This window comes from Litorihabitans aurantiacus (assembly GCF_030161595.1).
Classification (GTDB): Bacteria; Actinomycetota; Actinomycetes; order Actinomycetales; family Beutenbergiaceae; genus Litorihabitans; species Litorihabitans aurantiacus.
The window spans coordinates 646,802-671,064 of the sequence record NZ_BSUM01000001.1 but is presented as its reverse complement, the minus strand read 5'-3'; the positions used below and the strand labels follow the sequence as shown (position 1 = coordinate 671,064).

General features: G+C 74.1%; 18 protein-coding genes and 3 pseudogenes. 11 read left to right on the top strand and 10 right to left on the bottom strand.

The window, feature by feature from the left end:
- Positions 1-40: 40 nt before the first annotated feature.
- The 3 genes and pseudogenes from QQK22_RS19490 to mtrA form a co-directional block, all read right to left on the bottom strand.
- Positions 41-268 (bottom strand): annotated as a pseudogene (locus QQK22_RS19490) (LpqB family beta-propeller domain-containing protein); the annotation flags it as partial.
- A 149-nt stretch (positions 269-417) separates the two neighbouring features.
- Entirely contained in the window at positions 418-2,178 is a 1,761-nt protein-coding gene (gene mtrB, locus QQK22_RS03125) for an MtrAB system histidine kinase MtrB (protein WP_284249321.1), read from the bottom strand.
- Complete coding sequence (mtrA, locus tag QQK22_RS03120) at positions 2,175-2,858, bottom strand: MtrAB system response regulator MtrA (RefSeq protein ID WP_284249319.1); 684 nt, start codon at positions 2,856-2,858, stop codon at positions 2,175-2,177. The genes mtrB and mtrA overlap by 4 nt, the downstream gene beginning before the upstream one ends.
- Positions 2,859-2,977: 119 nt before the next feature.
- Here mtrA and QQK22_RS03115 point away from each other — a divergent pair, with 119 nt between their 5' ends.
- Positions 2,978-3,931 carry a hypothetical protein gene (locus tag QQK22_RS03115; protein WP_284249317.1) on the top strand — a complete coding sequence of 318 codons (954 nt, stop codon included), beginning with the start codon at positions 2,978-2,980 and terminating at the stop codon, positions 3,929-3,931.
- Between the two features lie 78 nt (positions 3,932-4,009).
- Here the strand turns inward: QQK22_RS03115 and ahcY are convergent.
- Positions 4,010-5,586, bottom strand: a pseudogene (gene ahcY / locus QQK22_RS03110) (adenosylhomocysteinase).
- Between the two features lie 258 nt (positions 5,587-5,844).
- Here ahcY and QQK22_RS03105 point away from each other — a divergent pair.
- The 4 genes from QQK22_RS03105 to QQK22_RS03090 all read left to right on the top strand — a co-directional run bounded on the left by QQK22_RS03105 (position 5,845) and on the right by QQK22_RS03090 (position 10,433).
- Positions 5,845-7,230: a quaternary amine ABC transporter ATP-binding protein gene (locus QQK22_RS03105; RefSeq protein ID WP_284249315.1), complete on the top strand. Its 1,386-nt coding sequence runs from the start codon at positions 5,845-5,847 to the stop codon at positions 7,228-7,230.
- A complete protein-coding gene (locus QQK22_RS03100) occupies positions 7,227-8,093 on the top strand; it encodes an ABC transporter permease (protein WP_284249313.1) in 867 nt (288 codons plus the stop codon). Before QQK22_RS03105 ends, QQK22_RS03100 begins: the two co-directional genes overlap by 4 nt.
- Before the next feature lie 101 nt (positions 8,094-8,194).
- Positions 8,195-9,106, top strand: a complete 912-nt coding sequence (locus QQK22_RS03095) for a glycine betaine ABC transporter substrate-binding protein (protein ID WP_284249311.1) — start codon at positions 8,195-8,197, stop codon at positions 9,104-9,106.
- A 322-nt stretch (positions 9,107-9,428) separates the two neighbouring features.
- The gene (locus QQK22_RS03090; RefSeq protein WP_284249309.1) at positions 9,429-10,433 is read left to right on the top strand and encodes a hypothetical protein; all 1,005 of its coding nucleotides are present in this window, start codon (positions 9,429-9,431) and stop codon (positions 10,431-10,433) included.
- Between the two features lie 283 nt (positions 10,434-10,716).
- Here QQK22_RS03090 and QQK22_RS03085 read toward each other — a convergent pair whose 3' ends face one another.
- Positions 10,717-10,899 carry a Trm112 family protein gene (locus tag QQK22_RS03085; protein ID WP_284249307.1) on the bottom strand — a complete coding sequence of 61 codons (183 nt, stop codon included), beginning with the start codon at positions 10,897-10,899 and terminating at the stop codon, positions 10,717-10,719.
- Positions 10,899-11,294 (bottom strand): DUF3499 domain-containing protein, encoded by a 396-nt coding sequence (locus QQK22_RS03080; protein ID WP_284249304.1) that lies wholly within the window; start codon positions 11,292-11,294, stop codon positions 10,899-10,901. Before QQK22_RS03080 ends, QQK22_RS03085 begins: the two co-directional genes overlap by 1 nt.
- 129 nt (positions 11,295-11,423) lie before the next feature.
- Here QQK22_RS03080 and QQK22_RS03075 point away from each other — a divergent pair, with 129 nt between their 5' ends.
- Entirely contained in the window at positions 11,424-11,918 is a 495-nt protein-coding gene (locus QQK22_RS03075; protein WP_284249302.1) for a metallopeptidase family protein, read from the top strand.
- A gap of 37 nt (positions 11,919-11,955) precedes the next feature.
- Here the strand turns inward: QQK22_RS03075 and QQK22_RS03070 are convergent, their stop codons facing one another.
- The 3 genes from QQK22_RS03070 to QQK22_RS03060 all read right to left on the bottom strand — a co-directional run bounded on the left by QQK22_RS03070 (position 11,956) and on the right by QQK22_RS03060 (position 17,811).
- Complete coding sequence (locus QQK22_RS03070) at positions 11,956-13,692, bottom strand: DUF5719 family protein (protein ID WP_284249300.1); 1,737 nt, start codon at positions 13,690-13,692, stop codon at positions 11,956-11,958.
- A gap of 141 nt (positions 13,693-13,833) precedes the next feature.
- Positions 13,834-17,496 carry a glycosyltransferase gene (locus QQK22_RS03065; protein WP_284249299.1) on the bottom strand — a complete coding sequence of 1,221 codons (3,663 nt, stop codon included), beginning with the start codon at positions 17,494-17,496 and terminating at the stop codon, positions 13,834-13,836.
- Between the two features lie 12 nt (positions 17,497-17,508).
- Complete coding sequence (locus QQK22_RS03060) at positions 17,509-17,811, bottom strand: WhiB family transcriptional regulator (protein WP_284249297.1); 303 nt, start codon at positions 17,809-17,811, stop codon at positions 17,509-17,511.
- A gap of 150 nt (positions 17,812-17,961) precedes the next feature.
- Between QQK22_RS03060 and QQK22_RS19140 the strand changes: the two are divergent.
- From QQK22_RS19140 to QQK22_RS03050, 3 genes and pseudogenes are all read left to right on the top strand, one after another.
- Positions 17,962-18,540: pseudogene (locus tag QQK22_RS19140) on the top strand (TIGR03089 family protein); the annotation flags it as partial.
- A gap of 91 nt (positions 18,541-18,631) precedes the next feature.
- Positions 18,632-19,495 carry a glucose-1-phosphate thymidylyltransferase RfbA gene (gene rfbA, locus QQK22_RS03055; RefSeq protein ID WP_284249295.1) on the top strand — a complete coding sequence of 288 codons (864 nt, stop codon included), beginning with the start codon at positions 18,632-18,634 and terminating at the stop codon, positions 19,493-19,495.
- An 85-nt stretch (positions 19,496-19,580) separates the two neighbouring features.
- Positions 19,581-20,699: a CAP domain-containing protein gene (locus QQK22_RS03050; RefSeq protein ID WP_284249293.1), complete on the top strand. Its 1,119-nt coding sequence runs from the start codon at positions 19,581-19,583 to the stop codon at positions 20,697-20,699.
- A 46-nt stretch (positions 20,700-20,745) separates the two neighbouring features.
- Here QQK22_RS03050 and rfbB read toward each other — a convergent pair whose 3' ends face one another.
- Positions 20,746-21,738 carry a dTDP-glucose 4,6-dehydratase gene (gene rfbB, locus QQK22_RS03045; RefSeq protein ID WP_284249291.1) on the bottom strand — a complete coding sequence of 331 codons (993 nt, stop codon included), beginning with the start codon at positions 21,736-21,738 and terminating at the stop codon, positions 20,746-20,748.
- 122 nt (positions 21,739-21,860) lie between these two features.
- On the opposite strand from rfbB, the gene QQK22_RS03040 reads away from it, so the two are divergent.
- Together QQK22_RS03040 and QQK22_RS03035 are read left to right on the top strand one after the other, a co-directional pair.
- A complete protein-coding gene (locus tag QQK22_RS03040; RefSeq protein WP_284249289.1) occupies positions 21,861-23,168 on the top strand; it encodes a D-alanyl-D-alanine carboxypeptidase family protein in 1,308 nt (435 codons plus the stop codon).
- Between the two features lie 131 nt (positions 23,169-23,299).
- On the top strand, positions 23,300-24,163 hold the full coding sequence (locus QQK22_RS03035) for an LGFP repeat-containing protein (protein WP_284249287.1): 864 nt from the start codon (positions 23,300-23,302) through the stop codon (positions 24,161-24,163).
- Positions 24,164-24,263: the final 100 nt, after the last annotated feature.

The window sequence follows — 24,263 nt, the reverse complement described above, 5'->3', positions numbered from 1 at the left end:
CCCGTGTCCGCCGTCGCGCCCCCTCGGGCAGCGTGACGACGGGGATCTGCGGCGAGTCGTTGGCGGACACCACGACCTGCGCCAGCGGCAGCCAGCTCCGGCCGGCCCCCGCGGTCAGGAACGAGCGCGCCACCTCGAAGTCGTTGTCCCCCGACAGTCCGGCGGCGCCCGCCTGCAGGAACCCGTCGACGATCTCGGTGGGCTCGGCGTCGGCCACCGGCCCGCTCGCCTCGTAGCGGATGACGCCCGACGTCGGCGCCTCCGTCATCCCCGTCTCCACCGGCCCCGAGGTCGGCAGCGAGGTGCACCCGCCGACGCCGAGCGCGAGGGCCAGCGCGACGCCGAGACGGCGGACGCGCGCAGGACGCCGTCGACCCGCGGTCACGGACGCAGACGCGGCGACGCGGGTCGGCCGGCTCATCGGACCTCCTCGATCGTGCGCTCCGCGGCGAGCACGCCGTCGAGCCCCGGGACGCTCGCCGGCGACGGACCCAGCAGCTCGTTGGGTGCCTCGGGCTCCGCCTCGGTCCGCGCGAGGGGACCCGGGGAGTGGGTGATGGTCACACCCGCGCGGCGTGGGAGCGTCAGGCGGAACGTGGCCCCGACGCCCGGGCTGCCCCACGCCTCGAGGTCACCGGCGTGCAGCCGGGCGTCCTCGAGCGAGATCGCGAGTCCGAGCCCCGTCCCGCCCAGCGTGCGGGCGCGCGAGGGGTCCGCACGCCAGAACCGGTCGAAGACCTGCTCGGTCTGCCGCGCCGTCATCCCGACCCCGTGGTCGATCACGCTGATGGACACCGCACGCGGGTCCGCGACCACGACGACCTCGATCCCCCGGCCCTCGGCGTGCTCGATGGCGTTGGCCAGCAGGTTGCGCAGGACGCGCTCGACCCGGCGAGGGTCGATGTCGGCGCGGCACGCCTCGGGCGGCATCTCGACCGCCAGGCTCGTGCCGCTGCGCTCCGCCAGCGGCGCCGCGAGGTCGACGGCGCGGCGCACCACGGTGCGCACGTCGAGGTGCTCGACGTCGAGGATCGCCGCCCCGGCGTCGAACCGCGAGATCTCCAGCAGGTCGGCGAGCAGCGCCTCGAACCGGTCGACCTGGGTGTGCAGCAGCTCGGCCGAACGACGCGTGACGGGATCGAAGTCTCGCCGCGCGTCGTAGAGCATCTCCGAGGCCATCCGGATGGTGGTCAGCGGGGTGCGCAGCTCGTGGCTGACGTCGGACACGAACTGCTGCTGCAGCGCCGAGAGCCCGGCGAGCCGCTCGAACTGCTCCTGGAGGCTGTCGGCCATCTCGTTGAAGCTGCGGCCCAGCAGCGCCAGCTCGTCACGCCCTCGCGTGGTCATGCGCTCGTCGAGGTGCCCGGCGGCCAGCCGCTCGGCCGAGCGCGCCGCGAGCTGCACCGGTCCGAGCACCTGCCGCGTGAGGTAGAGGGCCATCGCCGCCAGCAGTCCGAGCAGCGCGAGCGCCGCCAGGGCGAGCGTCTGCTGGATGAGGACGACGGTGTTCTCCTCGTTCTGCAGGCTGTAGACGAAGTAGAGCTCGTAGGGACCCACGACCGGCGGGGAGACGACGGAGCCGACCACGATCCCGGGCGCCGCGCCGTCGGCCAGATCGAGCTCGACCGCCTGCCAGTGCTGCGTCCCGGTCTCCCCCACGCTCGCGCGCAGCTGGCCGGACAGCTCGACCGCGGTCCCGAACGTGAACGGCAGCAGCGAGGTGCTGCCGGTGTCGCCCGGGCTGCGGCGAAGCATCGTGCCGACGGCGCCCGAGCCGGAGCTCTGGGTGCGTCGGACGATGTCGTTGACGACCGTCTGCACCTGCGCCGGCGTCGAGGCCGTGGAGGCGTCGAACTGCTGCTGCACGAGTCCCGTGCGCGTGGCGGCGTCCGAGAGCGCCTCCTGCACCCGCTGCTCGTACAGCGTGTCCCGGACGCGCTCGGACAGGTAGGCGCTGATCAGGACGAGGGCGAGAATGCCGACGACGGTCGTGACCGCGAGCACGCGCAGCCGCAGGGAGCGACCCCACGCCGCGCGCAGGCGCAACGACCGGCGGCGCACCGCGCTGCGGCGCCACCAGCGGCGCGTGCGGGCCACCGGGCCGGGCGGGCGCGCGGTCGACGCCGGGGTGCTCGCCACCTCCGACGCCGCGGTCCGCGCCTGGCCCGGCGAGGTCACGGCGTCGGGGTCCCCGCCCGGTAGCCGACCCCGCGGACGGTGACGACGACCTCGGGGTGCTCGGGATCGCGCTCGATCTTCGCGCGCAGCCGCTGGACGTGGACGTTGACCAGCCGCGTGTCCGCCTGGTGCCGGTAGCCCCAGACCTGCTCCAGCAGCGCCTCGCGGCTGAAGACCTGCCAGGGCTTGCGCGCGAGCGCGACCACGAGGTCGAACTCGAGCGGCGTGAGCGCGATGGTCGCGCCGGCGCGCGTGACCCGGTGGCCGGCGACGTCGATCGCGAGGTCCCCGATCTGCAGCCGCTCGGTGGCGTCGTGGTCCTGCCGGCGCAGCCGCGCCCGCACCCGGGCGACGAGCTCCTGGGGCTTGAACGGCTTCACCATGTAGTCGTCGGCGCCGGCCTCGAGGCCCCGCACGACGTCGACCGTGTCGGAACGGGCCGTCAGCATCACCACCGGGGTGTCCGCGATGCGTCGGATGTCGCGGCAGACCTCGATGCCGTCCTTGCCGGGGAGCATGAGGTCGAGCAGCACGAGGTCCGGGGTCGAGGAGTTGAACACCTCCACCGCGTGCTCGCCGTCGGGGCAGAACGCGGCCTGGAAGCCCTCCGAGGCCAGCACGATGCCGATCATCTCCGAGATGGCGGGGTCGTCGTCGACCACGAGGATGGTGGAGGTCATACCCCTATCGTGGCACCCATGAGCGCACCACGCGGCTGGGGGAGGCGGCGCGCCCCCGACCGACCGGACCCGACGCGTCCGGAGCGAGCGGTCCCGGCGGTCCGGACGCCCCTGAGGCGGTGGGCGACGGCGACACGAACGCCCCCGTCGCCGCGCCGTCGGCGTCATCCGCTCGACCGTCGGGCGACGCGCCCGGCGCGAGGGGCCTGGGTGAGCTGACCGAACGCGTCGTGGCCCGGATCCGGACGCTCCCCCGCTCGACGTGGGCCGTCGGGGCGGGCGTCGTGATCGTGGCCGGTGCGGTCGAGGTCGCCGCCGCGCGACTGCTGCCGAGCGGCGGCGCCGCCGACGCGCTGCTGTCCGCCGCGGGCGTGGACGCGACGGCGTGGGGCGAGGAGTCGCAGGCCCAGCTGCGGCTGCTGGTCGCCCAGGTCACCGCGTCCGCGCTGGCCACGGTCCTCGGCGCGATCACCACGGTCGTCGTCGTCGGCTGGGCGGCGCGGGCGCTCGCGCTGCAGTCCGCCGGCTGCGCGGCCGGCGCCGGCACCGTCTGGCGCGCGCTGCGGCGGCGCGTGCCCGGGATGCTCGCGCTCGCGGGCGGCACCGCGCTCGCCGTCGCCCTCGCGCTCCTGGTGCCCGCAGGTCTCGGGGCGCTCGCGACCGCGACCGGGTCGGACGCCCTCGTAGCGCTCGCGATCGTGCTGGGCACCGCGCTCGCCGTCGTCGCGCTCGGCCGCTGGCTCCCGGTGGTCGTCATCGCGCTGCCGCAGCACGCCACCACGGACGACGGCGGCGCGCGCGGATCGCTGCGGCGCGCGGCGTCGCTCGTGCACGGCGAGCGGTGGCGGCTCATCGGCATCTGGCTGCTGAGCGTGATCGTGCTCGTCATCACCGCGGGCGTCGTCACCGCGCCGTTCACGGCCCTCGGCGCGATGCTCGGCGGGTCCGCCGCGTGGGGCGCGGCCGGCTCGACGGCCGCCTCGGCGATCACCGGGCCCCTCGGCGCGCTGGTCTGCGCCGTCGTGCACGCCGAGCTGGTGGAGCGACACGGGGACGGCCGGTCCGCCGCCTGAGGCCCTCGCCGATCGAGCCGATCGAGCCGATCGAGCCGGCCTTGCCGGCAGTGCCGGCGGTGCCGGCTGCGGACCCGCCTAGTAGCGGTAGTGCTCGCTCTTGTAGGGACCGGCGACGTCGACGTCGATGTACTCCGCCTGCTCCTTGGTGAGCTCGGTCAGGTCGGCGCCCAGGGCGGCCAGGTGCATCCGTGCGACCTTCTCGTCGAGCTCCTTCGGGAGCCGGTGGACGTCGGGGGTCGCCCCCTCGGCGACGTCGAGGTAGTCGGCCTTCACGTGCAGCTCGATCTGGGCGAGCACCTGGTTGGCGAACGACGCGCTCATCACGAAGCTCGGGTGGCCCGTGGCGTTGCCGAGGTTGAGCAGGCGCCCCTCCGACAGCACGATCACGCTGCGCTCGGGGCGCTCGGTCCCGTCCGGGGCGACGTCGGCCGGCAGCGTCCACTCGTGGACCTGCGGCTTGATCTCCGTCCGTGTCACACCCGGGACCTGCTCGAGGCCCGCCATGTCGATCTCGTTGTCGAAATGGCCGATGTTGCCCAGCACGGCCTTGTCCTTCATCGCCAGGACGTCCTGCGCAGTCACGACGGCGACGTTGCCCGTCGTCGTGATGACGAAGTCGACCTGGCCGATGACGTCCGCCAGGCGCGCGACCTGGTAGCCGTCCATCGCGGCCTGCAGCGCGCAGATCGGGTCGATCTCGGAGACGACGACGCGCGCCCCCTGGCCCCGGAGCGACTCCGCAGCCCCCTTGCCGACGTCGCCGTAGCCGACGACGAACGCGACCTTGCCCCCGATGAGGACGTCCGTGGCGCGGTTGAGGCCGTCGGGCAGGGAGTGGCGGATGCCGTAGCGGTTGTCGAACTTGGACTTGGTGACCGAGTCGTTGACGTTGATCGCCGGGAACAGCAGGTCGCCGGACGCCGCCAGCTGGGCGAGGCGGTGGACGCCGGTCGTCGTCTCCTCGCTCACACCCTCGATCGTCTCCGCCAGGCGCGTGAAGCGGCGCGGATCGGCCGCGATCGAGGCGCGCAGCGTCGCGAGGAAGACGAGCTTCTCGTGGCTGTAGCCGCGGTCGCCCGGGACCGGGTCGCTCTCGACGGCGCCGCGGCGCTCGGCGACCACACCCTCGTGCACGAGCATCGTGGCGTCACCGCCGTCGTCGAGAATCAGGGTGGGACCCACGTCCTGCCCGGTCTCGCCCTCGACCCAGCGCAGGATCTCGTCGGTGCACTCCCAGTACTCGGCGAGGGTCTCGCCCTTCCAGGCGAAGACGGGGACCCCCGCGGGTCCTGCGGCGTCCCGCCGGTCTCCGGTCGTCCGACGACGACGGCGGCCGCGGCCTCGTCCTGCGTGGAGAAGATGTTGCAGCTCGCCCAGCGCACCTGCGCCCCGAGCGCCGTGAGCGTCTCGATGAGCACGGCGGTCTGCACGGTCATGTGGAGCGAGCCCGCGATGCGTGCGCCGCGCAGCGGCTGCGCTGCGCCGTACTCCTCGCGCAGCGCCATCAGACCCGGCATCTCGTGCTCGGCGAGGCGGATCTGGTGGCGGCCGGCCTCGGCCAGGGACAGGTCGCGGACGCGGTGCTGCAGGGGTGAGGTCACGGTCGACGAGCCTACTCGCGGCTCCTCGGGCTCCGCCGGGCGTCTCGCGATAACGAAGGCGTAACGATCGACGGCGGGCATCGCCGCAGGTCAGAAGGCTTCCGCGTGTCGGGCGTCACGCATTTTCGCACGTTGGACGGGGTGGTCGGTTTTGCGCGTTCGTGATCGATCCGTCACGGTGGAGGCAGACCACAGGGACCAGCCCGGCGCACCGCGTCGGGCTCGCTTGGCACGCCCGCTGCCGCGTTCGGACGAATGTGACGGCGACCCGCACCGGGTCAGGGCTGTGTCCGGAAGGACGCACGAGACATGACCGAGAACCACACGGAGATCCGCGCCGACGGCGCCTACAAGGTGTTCGGACGCCGGGGCGGCGAGGCCGTGCGCCGGCTGCGCGCCGGCGCCACCCGCGACGAGGTGAAGCCGCTGGGGACGGCGGCCGTCATCGACGCCTCGTTCGAGGTGAACCGGGGTGAGATCTTCGTCGTCATGGGGCTGTCGGGCTCCGGCAAGTCGACGCTGATCCGCATGCTCAACGGGCTGTGGCGGCCGACCGCCGGCTCGATCCACCTCGGCGACGACGACCTCGCCACCGTCTCCCCCGCCCGGCTGCGCGAGATCCGCCGCAGCAAGGTGTCGATGGTGTTCCAGCACTTCGCGCTGCTGCCGCACCGCACCGTGCTCGACAACGCCGCCTACCCGCTCGAGATCCAGGGCGTCGGCCGCGACGAGCGCAACGAGCGTGCGATGGAGTCGCTGCGCCTGGTCGGCCTGGCCGGGTGGGAGGACTCCGTGCCCGGCGCGCTCTCGGGCGGGATGCGCCAGCGCGTCGGCCTCGCCCGCGCGCTGGCCGCCGACACCGACATCCTGCTGATGGACGAGGCGTTCTCGGCCCTCGACCCGCTGATCCGGCGCGAGATGCAGGAGCAGCTGCTGGAGCTGCAGGGCACGCTGGGCAAGACCATCGTCTTCATCACCCACGACCTCAACGAGGCCATGTTCCTCGGCGATCGCATCGCGATGATGCGGGACGGCCGCATCGTGCAGATCGGCTCCTCCGAGCAGATCCTGTCCGAACCCGCCGACGACTACGTCGCGCAGTTCGTGGCCGACGTCGACCGCACCCGCGTGCTGACCGCCGCGACCGTGATGCGGGCGCCCGCCGTGACCGTGCCGCTGGGCGGCGGTCCGCGGCAGGCGCTGCGGACCATGGAGCAGGCGCAGGCGTCGGCGGCGTTCGTCGTCGACCGCTCGCGCCGGTTCGCCGGTGTCGTCCACGACGACGCCGTGCTCGCCGCGCAGCGCGCCGGCGCGCCGGACCTGACCGGCGTGCTCGAGACCGACGACCGCGCCGTGCGACCCGACGCGCCGCTCGCGGAGATCTTCGCGCCGTCGGCGTCCTCGACCCTGCCCGTGCCGGTCGTGTCGGAGGACGGCCGCCTGGTCGGCGTCGTGCCCCGCGTCCGGCTGCTGGAGGCGATGGTCCCGCCGGACACGACGGAGGCCGCGCCCGACAGCGGCGAGGGCTCCGGGGGTGACGCGGTCGCGGAGACGCGCGACGACGTCGCCCCCGCGACCGCGACGCACGACGCGTTCGTCCGCCCGGACGAGGGCGGCACCACCGACCAGACCGGCACGACCGGGACGACCGAGACGAGCAAGACGACCGAGCGCCAGGGAGGTGCGTCGCTGTGAACGACCCCGTCATCCGCATCCCGCTCGGGGAGTGGGCCGCCGACGCCATCGACTGGCTCACCGCCACCTTCCGGGCCTTCTTCGACCTGCTGAAGACGGCGCTCTCGGGCGTCTTCGACGTCACGGCCGACGCCCTCACCCTCCCGCCGTTCTACGTGATGGCCGCGATCCTCGTGGCGATCGCGTTCCTCGCCAAGGGCTGGAAGCTCGCGCTCGGCTCCGCCGTCGGATTCACGCTCATCTGGTCGATGGACCTGTGGACCAGCGCGATGCGCACGCTCGCGCTGGTGCTCATCGCCTCCGCCATCGCCCTCGCGATCGCGATCCCGCTAGGCATCTGGGCCTCGCGCAACCGCACGGTCTCGCGCATCGTCCGCCCGATTCTCGACCTCATGCAGACCATGCCGGTGTTCGTCTACCTGCTACCCGCGGTGACGATCTTCCTCACCGGTCCGGTGCCCGGGATCATGGCCACCATCGCGTTCGCGCTCGCCCCCGGCGTCCGCTTCACGGAGCTGGGCATCCGCCAGGTCGACCGCGAGGTCGTGGAGGCCGGTGAGGCCTTCGGCTCGAGCCGCGGCCGCATCCTGCGCCAGATCCAGCTCCCGCTCGCCATGCCGACGATCCTCGCCGGCGTCAACCAGGTCATCATGCTCGCCCTGTCGATGGTCGTCATCGCCGGTCTCGTGGGCGCGGGCGGCCTCGGGAACGACGTCGTGGGCGCCACCCAGCGCGTCCAGATCGGCCCGGGCGTCGAGGCGGGACTCGCCGTCGTGATCCTCGCGATCTTCCTCGACCGCGTCACCTCCGCGCTCGGCGAGCGCTCCCCCGTCGCCCGTGCGCGGGCCCGCGCCGCGAGCTGAGCGCGGCCCCGAGGGACCTCAGAACTGCACCACCAGCACGACCTGCACGACCTCCCGAAGCAGGCGCCGCCCGGACCGAGGGCGACGCCAGGAAAGGACACATGCGCCGCACCACCATCCAGACCCTGGCCGCCTCCGCGGCCGCCGCCCTCGTGCTCGCGGGCTGCGGCTCGAACGACTCCGCCGCCTCGGGTGCCACCGTCCCCGAGGGTGACGAGGCGAGCCTCTCGATCGGCGTGCCGACCGGGTGGGACGAGGGCATCGCCGTCTCCTACCTCTGGCAGGAGATCCTCGAGAGCGAGGGCTACGACGTCGAGCTCGAGACCGCCGACATCGGCCTGATCTTCACGTCGCTCTCCGGCGGCGGGTACGACCTGCTGCTCGACGCGTGGCTGCCCGGCACGCACGCCGACTACGTCGCCGACGCCGGCGAGGACATCGTCGACCTGGGTGCCTGGTACGACAACGCCGTGCTCACGATCGCGGTGAACGAGGACTCCCCCGCCCAGTCGCTGGCGGACCTGGCCGACATGGCCGACGAGTACGGCAACCGCCTCGTGGGCATCGAGGCCGGCGCCGGCCTCACCCGCATCACGCAGGACGAGGTCATCCCGACCTACGGCCTGGACGGTATGGAGTACGTCGTCTCCTCGACCCCGGCGATGCTCGCCGAGCTCTCGAGCGCGACCGAGTCGGGCACCAACGTGGCCGTGACGCTGTGGCGCCCGCACTGGGCCTACGACGAGTTCCCCGTGCGCGACCTCGAGGACCCGGAGGGCGCCCTCGGCGGCGCCGAGAGCATCCACTCCTTCGGTGCCAGCGACTTCACCGAGCGCTACCCGACCCTGGCCACCTGGCTCGGCGCGTTCGAGCTGACCGACGAGCAGCTGTTCGAGCTCGAGAACATGATGTTCAACTCGGACGAGTACTCCGACGAGGCCGACGCGGCCGCCGCGTGGCTCGAGGAGAACCCGGACTTCGTGGACGACCTGAAGGCCGCCGCGCAGTCCTGAGCCTCGGCGCGCCCCGCCCGGCGCCGTGCCTGAGCGCCACCCACCGCGAGGCGGTGCCGACCGGACCGGTCGGCACCGCCTCGCGGCGTTCCGGGCCGCGCCCACCGGGCCCCACACCCCACCGGCCCCGCGCCCCACGCCCCGCGCCCCGCGCCCCGCCTCCGCTGAGCAGCGACACCGTCGTCGAACAGCGACACCGCGGCGGCATTCTCGACGACGATGTCGCTGCTCGGCTTCGCCTCGACGGCCGGTGCCGCTCGCCGCAGCCGGAACGAGCTGTCCCCAGGTCGGCGGGGCGGCGTCCAGGTCCACAGTCGAGCGGGTGTCGCAGCTGGAGATCGGCCGCCCCGGCCAGGCTCTGACCATGCTCCTGGACTCCTGGCACGGACTGGCGTCTCCTACCCGTGGGCTGCCCATGGCCCCGCTCGACCTGCCGACCGTCGTGCCCACGCGCAACCTCCCGCGGCGCGACGCCGCACGCCTGCTCGAGAACGGTGACCTCGTCGCCCTCCGTCCTGGAGTGCTGGCCGCGCCTCCCGATGCGGGCGCCAGCAGCGCTCAGAGGCGGAGCCAGCTCGTCCTGCAGCACGTCCGGGCTCACTCGCACATGGCGCGCACCGATCTTCCCTTCTCCCACCAGACCGCCGCCCTCCTCCTGGGGTGCTGGATCCTCGGTGCCGGGCTGCCGGTCCACGTCACGGCGCCGCCACCGTCGACCGGCCACCGGCCGTCCCCGCACCTGCGCGTCCACCACACGCCGCTCGAGGCACGCGACATCCGCCTGCACCAGGACGTCCGTGTCACCTGCATCGAACGAACGGTGGCGGACTGTGCGCGAACGCTCCCGCTCGTGGAGTCCGTCGTGCTGGTCGACTCCGCTCTCCGCATGGGAGCGGACCGGGAGGACGTTCTTCGACGCATCGCAACCGTCACGGGCGCAAGGGGCGTCCGCGCAGCCCGACGCACGATGGAGATCGCCACGGCGCAGGTGCACTCGCCGGGTGAGTCCTTCGTCCGCGCGGTGGCGGTGGCCGACGGCCTACCGCTGCCTCGCACCCTGCACCTGGTGGACACGGAGATCGGCAGGGTGGAGCTCGACATCGCGTGGCCGGAGATGCGAGTGGCCGTGGAGTTCGACGGCGCAGTCAAGCTCGCCCGGCTCCGTGGCGAGGAGCTGACGCGCGAGGTGAACCGGACGTCACGGCGTGAAGCGGCCCTGGCGCGGGCCGGGTGGGTCGTGCTGCACCTCACGTGGAGCGACCTCCGTGATCGAGATGCCCTCGTCGTACGGCTGCGACGCCTCGTGCGTCACCGTGCCACCGGCTGAAACCCCGCCGCGCTCGTGCGACACCGCGGCTGTCCGGCGTCGTCATCGGCATCGGCATCGGCATCGGCATCGGCATCGGCATCGAGATGCGACACGATCGCCGAGATGCACACCTCCACAACGCATCTCGGCGCGGAAGTCGCATCTCACCGTGGCGAGGCCAGCGCGAGAACGAGGACGTAGCTGAGGGCGACGGCGGACGGCACCTCGACGCGGGAAGGCGGCGCGTCAACGCGGGCGGGCGCGTCAGCGGGCGGGTGCGTCAACGCGGGTGGGCGGCGCGTCAGCGCGGGCGGGCCTCGTCGGGCAGCAGGACCGGGACGCCGTCGCGCACCGCGTACGCGAGGGGTCGCTCGGACGAGGTGTTGTGCAGCTCGGGGGCGCCGTCCGGGCCGGTCCCGTCGACCAGCTCGGTCCGCGTGACCGGGCAGCGCAGCGCGTCGCGCACCCACTCCGGGGACGTCATCACTCGCCCCCGTCCAGCACGCGCAGGTGGCCGCGGCGGCGGGCGCCGGCGGACAGCGGCGGCTCCTGCGGGGCGGCGACGGCGTGGCGCCCCTGCGACGGCGGCGTCGCCCGGCGCGGCACGCTGCGGGAGGCCTCGCGCACGGCGTCGGCCAGCGCGGCCAGGTCGTCGGTCGTGGGTGCGGCGGCGGTGAGGTCGACGTCGAGACGGACCACCTCCCAGCCGCGCGGGACCGTGAGGCGCTCGGCGTGGGAGCCGCACAGGTCGTAGGAGTGCGGTTCGGCGTGCGTGGCCAGCGGGCCGAGCACCGCCGTGGAGTCGGCGTAGACGTAGGTCAGCGTGGCGGCTGCGGGCTTCGCGCACGTGGCTCGCGTGCACTGACGGGCGGGACTCACACGGGCCAACCTACCCTCTGACCGCGCGCCCGCTCGCGCGACGCGCCCCGCACGCGGACCCGGGCCCGCTCACCGCGAAGCGGCACCCGCACCCGCACCCGCACCCGCACCCGCGACTACCGTGGGGCCATGCCCTCCCCCGCCGCTCGCCGACCGCACGAGATCGGTGCCGGTACCGGTGTGGACCAGGTGAGCATCCCCTCCCGGCGTGGTGCGCGCCGTCGGGACCGACGCGGTCGCGGCCTGCGCGGCCCGCTGCTGCCGCCCGGGATGCCCGCCTCGCGCAGCCGCGCGGAGAAGTTCGACGACGCCGTGCTCGACCTCGTCGAGGCGCTGGAGAAGCGATGGCAGAGGGAGCTGCGCGGGGTGGAGTACGCCGTGGAGGACGTCCCGCCGTCGGACCCCTCGCCCTGGGAACGGGGCGTGCCCCTCGGACGCTACTTCGCGGCCGACCCCGCCGCGGGGCTCGCGCACCGCGTCGTCCTGTACCGCCGCGCGCTCGAGGAGCGGGCCGAGGACGACGAGCAGCTCCGCGACCTCGTGCGCGAGGTCCTCGTGGAGCAGGTCGCGCGGCTGCTGGGCAAGCGTCCGGACGAGGTCGACCCCGGGTACCAGGCGGACTGACCCGCCGGACCCGCCCGACCCGCCGGGGCGGAGCGCCTCAGGACCCGGAGATCGTCACCGCGGCCGAGCGCTCGACCTGCGGGTCGGCCTGCGCACCGACGACGGCGATCAGCTCGCCGAGGACGTCCGCGAACGTCAGGACGGCGGCGGAGCTCACCGGGACGTCCGACTCCAGCACCACCCCGGACACCCCCGATCCGAGCGACGTGACCTCGAGCGCCGCGCTCCCGGAGCCGGGCACGGTCACCTCCTGCGTCCCGAGGACCTCGCCGCCACCGTTCAGCGCCGTCACCATCACCTCGGCCGTGTCCGCCTCGCCGTTGCCGATCACCAGGACGCCGCGGTCCACGAGCGAACCCACCCCCGGCAGCGCCAGGGCGGCCGAGGTCACGGGCGGCAGGGCCGGCAGCCACGCGCGGTCCATCACCGGCACGTCGGGGTCCTCGGGTGCGGGCTCACCACGACGCACCAGCATCGCCGCGGCCACGACCGGGTCGTCGGCCACCGCCCGGACCGTGAAGGTGCCCGCGGGGGCGCCGGCGAGCGACACGTCGGCGACGGCACCCGCCTCCACCACGAGGCCGGCGTCGTCCGTCAGGGCGGTCGTGCCGTCGGAACCGAGCAGCTCGAGCCGGACGGTCGTCGGCTCGTCGCCCGGGTTGAGGATCCGGACGAGGGAGGGGTCGCTCTCGTCGACGGTCGTGGTGGTCAGCACGACCCCGGGGACGAGCTGCTCCAGCGCGGGCATCGCGGTCGGTGCGACGACGTCGGTCCCGGCGGGCGTCAGGCCCGTCAGCTGCGAGGTCTGCACGGTCGCGCTGACCTGTCCGCCGGTCGCGGTGACGAGGACGGCGAGGCGTTCGGCGTCGGGCACGCTCGCCTCGAGCGCCTGACGCACCTCCTGACCGGGCGGCACGAGGATGCTCGTCCCGCCGACGGCGACCTCGCCGACCGCGTCCCAGGCCCGCAGCGACACGGTCGCGGGGGTCGATCCGACGTTGCGCAGCGCCAGCACGGCCGAGGCACCGAGCTCGGTGGTTCCGCCGACGAGCCACGACGACGTCGCACCGGGCGGGCACGAGGCGGCCGCGAGTCCGCGGAGGTCGCCGGTGTCCGCGCGGGACGCGCCGGCGGCCGCCGCGAAGGCGGCTGCGGACGCCGACGGCTCCGCGCGCAGCACGCTCGAGCCCTCGGGCTGCGCGAGAGTCGCCACGACGGCGTCGCCCGTGCCGGTCAGCGTCTCGCCGCCGCCCTCGGCCAGGGGTCCGAGGACGGCCCGCGGCTCCTCGTCACCGCGCGGCAGCACGAGGGCACGGACGTCCGCGGTCGTGACCGACGCGCCGCCGAGCTCGCTGTCGGTGGCACCGCCGTCGGGCGCCTCGCCCGGCCCGGGGCACGCGAGCGCCACCTGCGTCGGGGGGACGGCGACGACGAGGGGGTCCGACGACGCCGCCCGCGGCCGCTCCAGCAGCCCGCCGCCGACGGCGACGCCGCCCGCGAGCGCGAGCACCAGTGCGCCCGACAGGGTGGCCCCTACCCGGCGCCAGGTCGTCCTGCCGCGCGACGGCGCGGACGTCCGGTTCTCCGGGCCGCGGCCGGCCGCCGTCCCGCGCTCACCAGCAGGCGTGGCCGTCCCGGCCCGGGCTGTGCTGCCGCGACTCCCGGCCCCGCGGTCCTTCTGGCGCTTCCCGGCCTTGTCGCGCTTCTCGGCCTTGTCGCGCTTTCCGGCGGGCGCGGCGGGCGCGGGGGCGTCGTGATCGGAGTCGGTCGCCACGCCCTCGGAACCCGCCGCGACACGGGGGCCGCTGGCACGCCGTCGTCCTGCGCCGCCTCACGATCGGCCGCCTCGTCGGGCGACCCTGCGCCGTCGGACGCCCCGCCCTCGAGCTCGTCCTCCGACCCGCGCGCCTCGCCATCATCCAGCTCCGGCGTCGCCGTCGAGACCTCCGGCTCGGGCACCGGCTCGGGCGCCGTCAACCGGTAGGGCGACGCGAGCGACGGTGCGCCACCGTCGTCCGACGGCGTGACCTGCTCGCGCCCGTCGCCGTCCACCGCGGCATCCTCCCGCCCGTCGCCGTCCACCGCGGCATCCTCCCGCCGTTCGCCGTCGTACCGGTCGTCGGTGCGGTCGTCGTGGCGGCTCATGCGTCCTCCCCGGGTTGCGTCGTCGGGTCGGCAGGGCCAGCAGCCCGGCCAGGCCGAGCACGAGCACCTGCGCGACGATCCAGATGCCTCGCACCGGGTCGGTGTACGTGATCGCGATCCTGCCCTCGCTCCCGGCGGGCAGCGTGAACGCCTGGCGCCAGTCGAGCTCGGCGGTCTCGAGGCGTCGCCCGTCCAGCGTGGCGCGCCAGCCCGGGTGGGCGCGCTCGGCCAGCACGACGAGCCGATCGCCGTCCGCCGCGGAGACCTCGCCCCCGGCGCGCAGGACGCCCGACGTCAGTCCGCCCACCGGCAGGTCGCGCCCGGCGACGGCGACCTGCGCCGACGGTGTCGTGCCGTCGGCCTCGAGCACGCGCGCCCGGGAGACGCCGGCCTCCGCCGTCACGCGCCAGATCGTCCCGGACGCGTTCGTGGTCACGCGCTCGAGTCCGGCCGTGCCGTCGAGGCTCGAGACGAGGGCCGCGCGCGCCGTCGCGTCGACGCCGGCCCGCCACGAGGCGTCCTCCGGCGGGACCACGACGACGGCGACACCGTGCTCCACGAGCGCGGGCACCGCCTCGTCGGCCGCGACCGACAGGCGCGCGACGGCGACCGCGAGCGCCTCGTCGGCGGCGTCCGGCACGGTGACGCCCGGTCGCAGCAGCGATCCGGTGAGCGCGTGCGAGGAGATGCTCGTCTCGAGCAGCTGGGGCCCGTTGCCGCGCCAGAGCTGCAGGTCGTACCCGGTCGTGGTCGGGGCGAGCGAGAGCACGCGGGCCGACGCCGCCGACGCCTGGACCTGGCGACCGAGCGCCGGGACGGGGTCGGCGCCGCGACCGGTGACCGCGAGGACGCCGGGGTCCTGGCGGACCGTCCACGTCCACACGGTGGCCGACAGCAGCGGCGCGACCGCGACGACGACGGCGAGGACCGCCACGAGCGGCTGCCGCCATCCGAAGGTGTTCTCGCCCAGGCTCCCCTGCAGACCCTCGGCGGCCACGACGGCGGCGGCCAGGAGCGCCAGCAGCACGACCGACACGGCGGGCCCGGACCACGCCGTCACGGCGGTCTCGGTGCCGGTGGCCGGGTCGAGCACGATCCCCACGGGGACGAGCGCGACCACGACGGCGGCGGCGAGTCCGGTCGCGACCAGGAGCCAGGCGATGCGGATCGCGCGGGCGCGGCCGCCACCGCGCAGGAGCGCGAGCGCGGCCCCGACCAGGACCGGCCCGGTGAGCAGGTAGGGGCCGACGGCGCCGAGCACGTCGAGCTGGGGCGGGAGCAGGTCGGGGGTGTCGGGCCAGCCCAGCAGCTGCTGCCAGGGGGCGACGGCCCCGGCCCCCTGCGTCGCACCGGGCTCGGACAGCAGCAGCCGGAGCATCTGCTCGACCGAGGAGTCCTGGGCGTCGGCGCCGACGGCGCGCAGCGGCGCCGTCAGCCACGGCCCGAGCAGGGCCAGCGCCGGCAGGAGGACCAGCACGAGCCGGCCGCGGCCGGCCTGGGCGCCGCGGGAGGCCCGCGGGAGCGTCAGCACGAGCACGAGCACGGCGAGCACGCCCACCGGCAGCAGCAGCGGGGCACCGGCGCACGCGACGGCGAAGGCGAGCCCTGCGGCCGCGGCGGCCCCGATCGACCCGCCGGCGCGTGAGGAGCGCGTACCGCTCGCCGTCGGGCGCGCGGTGGACGTCACGCCGTCGCCGGCGGAGGTGGCCTCGCTCGGATCGGTCGCGTGGACGCGGCGCGCCCCGACCATCCCGCCGAGCACGACGTCGCGGCGCTGCACCCCGAGCGCGCGGACGACGCCCAGCGCGACCCACGGCAGGGCGAGGTGCGCCACGACGGCGCCGAGCCGGCCCTGGGCCAGCGAGAGCAGGAGCGTCGGCGCGAACGCCCAGACGGCGGCGGCCCAGCTGCGCGCGGCGAGGCCGCGCGTGGCGGCACCGGCCGCGAACCAGGCGCCGATCGCCGCGAACGGGATCGCGCCGACCATCACGACCGTCACGCTCGCCGAGACGGGGGTCCCCCACCAGCCGCCGAGCAGCGTCGTGAGGGCGGCGAGGACCGCGAGCAGCGGCGCGGGCGGGACGGCGTGACCGTCGCCTGCCGCGAGCCAGGGCGACGTCACCCGCGTCCACAGCTCCGCCACCCCGCCGTCGGTGGGGACGAGCGATCCGCCCAGCAGCGCGCCGGCCGGCGCCCACGCGCCCACCGTCGCGGCCGCGACGCCCCCGGTCACGACGAGCAGGCCGAGCAGCGCGAGCCGGCGGCGCCGGGTCAGCGCGGCGACCTCGGCCTTCTCGAGCTCGCTGCGCGCGCGGCGCGAGCGACGCAGCGAGGCGCGCTGCAGCCGGGTGTCGCGCCAGGCCGCGAGCTGGGCGCCCACGCCCACCTGGAGCGGAGCGAGCACGCGTCGGGGCACGACGGCGGTGCGACGTGCCTGCGCCCGCGCGCGCCGGATCGCGGGCAGGTGCGCCGCCGTCGCGAGCGGTGCCCGCAGCTCGCCACCGATGAGGGCGAACTCCTTGGTCGCGACGCGCGCGAGGGCGCGCACGGGGGCGAGCACGAACATGCCGACGAACAGCAGCACGAGACCGAGCGGCGAGGCGTTGACCAGGCGCGAGTGGAGCACCGCACGGCGGCGCGCTGGCCACGTGCGCACGGGTTCGGGGACGAGGGCGCGGCGGTCCCCGGCGGGGTCACCACCGGCGTCGTCGACCCGGTGGCGCAGGTGGGCGTAGCTCGCGCGCGCGTGGCGCACGACGGCGTCGGGCACCACGACGGCTCGGTGACCGGCGAGCCGGGCGCGCCGGGCGAGGTCGGCGCCGTCGCCGTAGGGACCGAGGGCGGGGTCGGGTCCGCGCAGGTCGTCCCAGAGGTCGCGGCGCACGAGCATCCCGGCGGTCCCGACGGCGAGCACGTCGAGGCGGTCGTCGTACTGCCCCTGGTCGATCTCGCCCTGCTCGAGCGCGGTGAATCGGCGGCCGGAGCGCGTGAGCCCGACGCCGACCGAGATCAGCTCGTCGGGGGCGTTCCACTCGACCTGCTTCGCGCCGGCGACGACGATCGAGGACCCCTGCTCGACGGCGCGCAGCTGGGCCGCGAGGGCGCCGGGCTCGGGGGCGCCGTCGTCGTGCAGGAGCCAGAGCCACTGCCCGGTGACCGGGGGGTGGTCGCGGACGGCGGTGCGGACGGCGGCGCCGAAGGTCGCGGCACCGGCGGCGGCGACGACGTCGGCGTGGGTGAGACCCGCGTCCTGCAGCGCCTCGCGGACGGCGGCGATCGCCGTCGGGTCCCACACCGCGACGAGCACGCGGCCGGGCGGGACCTCCTGCGCGGCGAGCGCCCGCAGGGTCGTGGGGAGCCAGGCGGTGACCCCACGGGTCACCAGGACCGCGAGCACCGCACGGGGCTCACGCAGCGCAGCGGCTGAGGTCACGACTACCCGGGGTCAGACGGCGCGACGCTTGAGCTTGCGTCGCTCGCGCTCGGACAGGCCACCCCAGATGCCGAACCGCTCGTCGTTCTCGAGGGCGTACTCGAGGCACTCGCCGCGGACCTCGCACGACACGCAGACCTTCTTGGCCTCGCGGGTCGAGCCGCCCTTCTCGGGGAAGAACGCCTCGGGGTCGGTCTGCGCGCACAGGGCGCGCTCCTGCCACTCGAGGGCGCCCTCGCCCTGGTAGGGCTCCGAGTTGATCGCGTTCCACGCGTTCGGAGAGGAGAGCGGACCCTCACCCAGGATGTTCCACATCCGCGTCTCCTTAAGATTGAGTTCGTGGCGCGGCCCCTGCGCACCCACCGTTGAATTACACGCGTGTCATCCCCGCCCCGTCAAGCCGGTCGGTGGTATCCATCACGACACGCACGGCGTGTCGCCGCGGGATCGCCGTAGGTTCGACGTATGAGCATCAATCCCCGCGACCTCCACCGCCGCCTCCTGGCCGACGGTCCGCTCCCCCGCCTGTCCTGGACCTCCGCCGACGGCGAGGCGCTCGAGCTGTCCGGCCGCGTGCTCGGCAACTGGACCTCGAAGATCGCGAACCTCCTGGTGGAGGAGGTCGACGCGGGGCCGGGCACGCGTGTGGCGCTCGACCTGCCCGTGCACTGGCGGACGCTCGTGTGGGCGCTGGGGGCCTGGGTGTCGGGGGCGGGTGTGCTCGTCGTCGGCGGGGACGAGGGCGACGGCGGCGCTGTCGCCGGACCGGTCGACGTCGTCGCGACCACGCGCCCCGAGGCCTGGACCAGCCGGGCCGACGTCGTCGTCGCCGTCCCGCTCCCGTCCTTCGCGCTGCGCTGGCCGGGCGAGCTACCCGCCGGCGCACTCGACGGCGGGAGCGACGTCGCCGTGCAGCCGGACGCGCTCGGCCCCGTGGTCGGTATCGACGCGGGGGCGGTGGCGCTCGAAGTCGGCGGCAGCCGCGTCACGTTCGCGCAGCTCGCCGCTGGGGCCGCGAACCCGGGGGCGAGGTCGCGGCGAGCCTCGTGCGCACGGCTGCGGCCCTGGCCGGTGACGGCGTCGTGGCGCTGGCGGGGTGACACGGGCCGCCCGCGATCTGGAACACTGACGGACCATGCGCGGAATCATTCTCGCCGGCGGCTCCGGCACCCGGCTCCACCCGATCACGCAGGGCGTGAGCAAGCAGCTCGTCCCGGTGTACGACAAGCCGATGATCTACTACCCGCTCTCGACCCTCCTGCTGGCGGGGATCAAGGACGTGCTGATCATCACCACCCCGCACGACGCCGACCAGTTCCAGCGGCTGCTGGGTGACGGCTCGCAGTTCGGGATCTCGATCAGCTACACCGTGCAGGCGGAGCCCAACGGGCTCGCCCAGGCCTTTGTCCTCGGGGCCGACTTCATCGGGTCCGAGCCCGCCGCGCTCGTGCTGGGGGACAACATCTTCGCCGGCCACGGACTGGGTACCCAGCTCGAGCGGTTCTCGGACATCGACGGCGCAGCCGTCTTCGCCTACCGGGTGGCGGACCCGACCGCCTACGGCGTCGTGGAGTTCGACGAGCGCAACCGCGCGGTCTCGATCGAGGAGAAGCCGGCGGAACCCCGGAGCAACTACGCGATCCCCGGCCTGTACTTCTACGACAACGACGTCGTCGAGATTGCGCGTGACCTGAAGCCCTCCCCGCGCGGCGAGTACGAGATCACGGACGTCAACCGGGTCTACCTCGAGCAGGACCGCCTCCAGGTCGAGGTCCTCCCCCGCGGGACCGCGTGGCTCGACACCGGCACCTTCGACTCCCTGGCCGACGCGACGGCGTTCATCCGCACGGTCGAGGCCCGGCAGGGACTCAAGATCGGCTGCCCTGAGGAGGTCGCCTGGCGTCAGGGCTTCCTCGACGACGACGACCTGAGGGCCCGCGCCGCAGGGCTGATCAAGTCGGGATACGGCGAGTACCTCCTCGGCCTCCTCGAGCACTGAGGTAAAACGAACCCCCTTCTGCGGTAATCTTTGTTCTCGGGGTGCGGGATCCAGTCCTGCGCCCGCCCGAGCAGGGAGGTCCACCGTGACGTGGAGAACCTGGAGACGTTCACTCGCGGCGCTCGTCGGAACCGCGCTCGTCGCCGTCGCCCTCGTGCCGGCGGCGAGCGCACGTGCGCAGTTCTGGGACGCACCCGGCTGGGGGTGGAGCCCGACGGCGAACGGGACCGAGTACTCGAGCCCGCGGGGCACCTTCACGGTTGCCGGCCCCATCGACTCCGTCCACCGGGCGCACGGCGGTGGGACCGGATCGCTGGGGTACCCGGTCGCGGCCCGGAACTCGCAGACGACCCAGCACGGCTACCAGACGTTCGAGCGGGGAGTGATCTACTCCTCCCCCGCGGGAACGTTCGCGGTCAGGGGCGGCGTCGACGGCGCGCACCGAGCCCGCGGCGGCGGTTCCGGAGCTCTCGGGTACCCGAGGACCGCCGAGGTCCGCGAGGCGGCCTCGCACAGCTACCAGGCGTTCGAGCGGGGCGTGCTGTACTCCGGGCCCAGCGGGACGTGGGCGACGCTTTCCTCGTCGTCGATCACCTCGATGCACCGCGCCGCCGGGGGCGGCCGCGGAACCCACGGCTACCCCATCGGCGACGAGGTCCAGTTCCTGCCCGGCCAGTGGTTGCAGCCGTTCGAGCGCGGGTACGCGTTCGTCGAGACCAACCAGGGGCGCATCCCCGAGACCTGCCCGGCCGAGTGCTACGCCGTGCCGTCGAACGGCTCGTACTGGCTGCCGCGCACGTGGGAGGCGAGCGAGATCGTCCGGCTCACGAACGCGGAGCGCACCGCGAACGGACTCGCGAGCCTCCGGGAGAACCCGGTCAAGTCCGCCCTCGCGACCCGCTGGTCGGGGAAGATGGCGGCGACGGACCTCCTGTGGCACAACCCGCAGTTCGCCGCGTCGGGCGGTGTGATGTCGGAGAACGTGCTCTACACGAGCGTCCGCCGGGGGGCGTCCTACGACGCCGCGGGAGGCGCCGCTTCCGCCGTCAGGTCCTGGATGGGGTCGTCGGGACACCGGGCGAACATCCTGCGCGCCGGGCCGACCGAGATCGGGGTCGGGTGGATCGTGCGCCCCTCACCTCGTATCGGCGGCGGCGACCACCGGACCGACATCGCGTGGGCGACGCAGGTCTTCGGGTACTGAGAGCCACGGCGGACGGGGCGGTCGCGATTCGACCGCCCCGCGGCCGTCACTGGCCCTGGGCCGCGTACTTCGCCTCGACCTCGGCCTTGGCGGCCCGCCACCACGCCTCGTTCTCGCGGTACCAGGCGATCGTCGCGGCGATGCCATCCTCGAAGGACGTGTGCTGCGGCTGCCACCCGAGCTCCTCGCGCAGCCGCGAGGCGTCGATCGCGTACCGCAGGTCGTGACCGGGGCGGTCGGCCACGTGGTCGAAGTCGTCCGCGTCGCGGCCGAAGGCCTGCAGGATCGCACGCACGACGTCGAGGTTGGACCGCTCGCCGTCGGCCCCGATCAGGTAGGTCTCGCCGATTTGCCCCTTCTCGATGATCGACCAGACGGCGCGGTTGTGGTCGTCGACGTGGATCCAGTCGCGCACGTTCGCCCCCGCGCCGTAGAGACGCGGGCGGACGCCGTCGACCAGGTTCGTGATCTGGCGCGGGATGAACTTCTCGATGTGCTGGTACGGCCCGTAGTTGTTCGAGCAGTTGGAGATGGTGGCCTCCAGGCCGAACGAGCGGACCCAGGCCCGCACCAGCAGGTCGCTGCCCGCCTTGGTGGAGGAGTACGGGCTCGACGGGTTGTAGGGGGTCGACGGCGTGAACTTCGCCGGGTCGTCGAGCTCGAGGTCGCCGTAGACCTCGTCCGTGGAGATGTGGTGGAAGCGGGTGCCGTGCCGGCGCGCCGCCTCGAGCAGCGTGAACGTCCCGACGAGGTTCGTCCGGACGAACGGCGAGGGGTCGTTGAGCGAGTTGTCGTTGTGCGACTCGGCAGCGAAGTGGACGACGAGGTCGCTGGCGGCCACCAGGGGGTCCACGACGTCGGCGTCGGCGATGTCCCCCTGGACCAGGGTCACGCCGTCGAGACCGTCCAACGACCGCTCGTCACCCGCATAGGTGAGCGCGTCGAGCACGGTGATCTCCGCCCCGGGTCGCTCCACCGCGCTGAGGCGGACGAAGTTCGAGCCGATGAACCCGGCGCCGCCGGTCACGAGTACCTTCACTGTCTTCCCTTCGACTGACTGAGGTCACCAATCTAGGCGACGGGCGCGCCGTTATACGATCGTGACCCGCCGGTCGCCCGTTCGAGGCCGGCCCCCGACACCCACCGCGTCTGGAGATCGTCGTGACCCCGTCCTCCTTCCGCCGCCGGATCGCGGCGGTGCTCGTGACCGGAGCGCTCGGCGTCGTCGCCGTCTCCACCCCGGCCACCGCCGCCACCGACGCGCCGGGATGGTCGTGGGACGAGGGCCAGGCCGGGGTGACCTACTCGAGCCCGTACGGGACGTGGTTGGTGCCCGCGCCGTTCGTGAGTGCGGAGCACGCGCGCACCGGCGGGGGCCGGGGAGCGATCGGCTACCCGGTCGGACCGCAGGTCTCGGAGTCCCCGCGGTACTGGTACCAGCGCTTCGAGCGCGGGGTCGTCCACGCCGGACCGCGAGGGACGTACACCGTGCACGCGCCCTACGTGGCCGCCGAGCACGCGCGATCCGGCGGTGGCGGGGGCGTGCTCGGATACCCGGTGACGTCCCAGATCCGCCAGGGCGCGCGCCACTGGTACCAGGACTTCGAGCGCGGCGGCATCTACGCGGGACCCTCGGGGACCTACTCGGTCTCCGGCGCGATCGATGCCAAGTACCGCTCGTGGGGCGGCGGGACCGGCGTCCTCGGCTACCCGGCGGGTCCCGCCGCGTCGGACGGTCCCGGGTACAGCTACCAGCGCTTCGAGCGCGGCGTGATCTACTCCGGCCGCCACGGCACGTTCGTGGTCGACGACGACTCGATCCGACGTCTGCACGGCGAGCGCGGCGGCGGCACCGGTGGGCTCGGCTACCCCACGTCGGACACGTACGGCGTCGGTCAGCGCTACCAGCACTTCGAGCGGGGGACGGCGTACGGTGCGGGTCCGCAGCTCGGCGTCACGTCGCTGACGAAGATCCAGGACGTGCTGATCGCCAACAAGTCCTACGCCCTGCCGCAGGACTACGACCCCGGCCCCAGCGGCGTGGCGTGGGGCGCCTTCGAGACGATGCGAGCCGAGGCCGCCCGCTCCGGCCTGACGCTGCGCATCGTCTCGGGCTACCGGTCCTTCAGCTACCAGGCGGGTCTGTACGACCGGTACGTGCGACAGCACGGTCAGGCGGCCGCCGACCGGTTCTCCGCGCGCCCCGGGCACTCGGAGCACCAGACCGGCCTGGCGATGGACGTGAACTCCACGAGCGGCAGCTTCGGCAGCACGCCCGAGGGCCGCTGGGTCCGCGACAACGCACACCGCTTCGGATTCGTGGTCCGCTACCCCGAGGGCAAGGAGCACATCACCGGATACATGTACGAGCCGTGGCACCTGCGCCACCTCGGCGTCGACCTCGCGACCTCGCTCCACACCCGCGGACTGACGCTCGAGGAGCACCTCGGGATCACCTCGCGCTACTGAGTTCCGGGCGGCGCTCCAGGCCGTTCCGAAACGTCACCCGATCGTGACCGCGTCGTGATCCACTCAACGCGCGGCAGCCGCGTCACCATGCCATTCTCCAGTCACCACCCGATTTCGAGAATGGAATGCACGTGACCTTCAGAACCGCCCTCCGCTCCCTCGCCGTGGCAGCGTCCGCCCTGGCGATCGCAGCCACGGGGGCCGTGACCGCCCACGCCGAGCCCAGTGGCGCGTGGACCCTCGACGCCCCCTACTACGGGTGGGAGGTCGTCCCGGACGAGGGCGTCTGGTACTCCAGCCCGCGGGGTACGCACCTGGTCCCCGACGCCGCCTACTTCCGCGGCGTCCACGGCCTCTTCGGCGGCGGACGCGGTTCACTCGGCTACCCGACCGGACCGGTGCGTGCGCAGACGGCTTCGGACGGTTACGACAACGCGTACCAGACCTTCGAGCGCGGGACCATCTACTCCAGCCAGTTCGGGGGCGTCGGCATGCCCGCGTCGAGCAGCATCACCCAGCACTACAACCGTAACGGCGGCGGCGGCGGGGCGTACGGGTACCCGACCTCGCACGAGGTCCGCCAAGCTCCCGGGTGGTGGTACCAGAAGTTCACGTTCTCGACCGTCTATGCGAGCAGGTACGGCACCCACGGGGTCACCGGCGCACTCGGCGTCGAGCACCTCCTGCAGGGAGGCGGCGGCGGGGCCCTGGGATACCCGACGGCACCGCGCCGGTGGGACGCGGCCGGATACTCCTACCAGACCTTCGAGCGTGGGAACGTCTACTGCGTCAGCTCCGCCGACGGCGACCGCTGCTCCACCGTGCGCGGCGGGTTCGTGGACGTCCACCAGCGCAACGGCGGCGGACGAGGGCTTCTGGGCTACCCGATGGGCGACGAGTACTACGACCCCTGGACGAACTCGTGGTGGCAGGCGTTCGAGCACCGCCTCGTCGAGATCTCGCCCACCGGTGTCAGCGTGATGATCTGGCCCTGAACGGCCGACTCGTCGTGGGCGACGCCTCGGCATGAGACGTCGCTCACGACGACGCGGTTCGCCGCGCGGATGTCGGTGGCTCGTGGGAGCCTTCGATCGC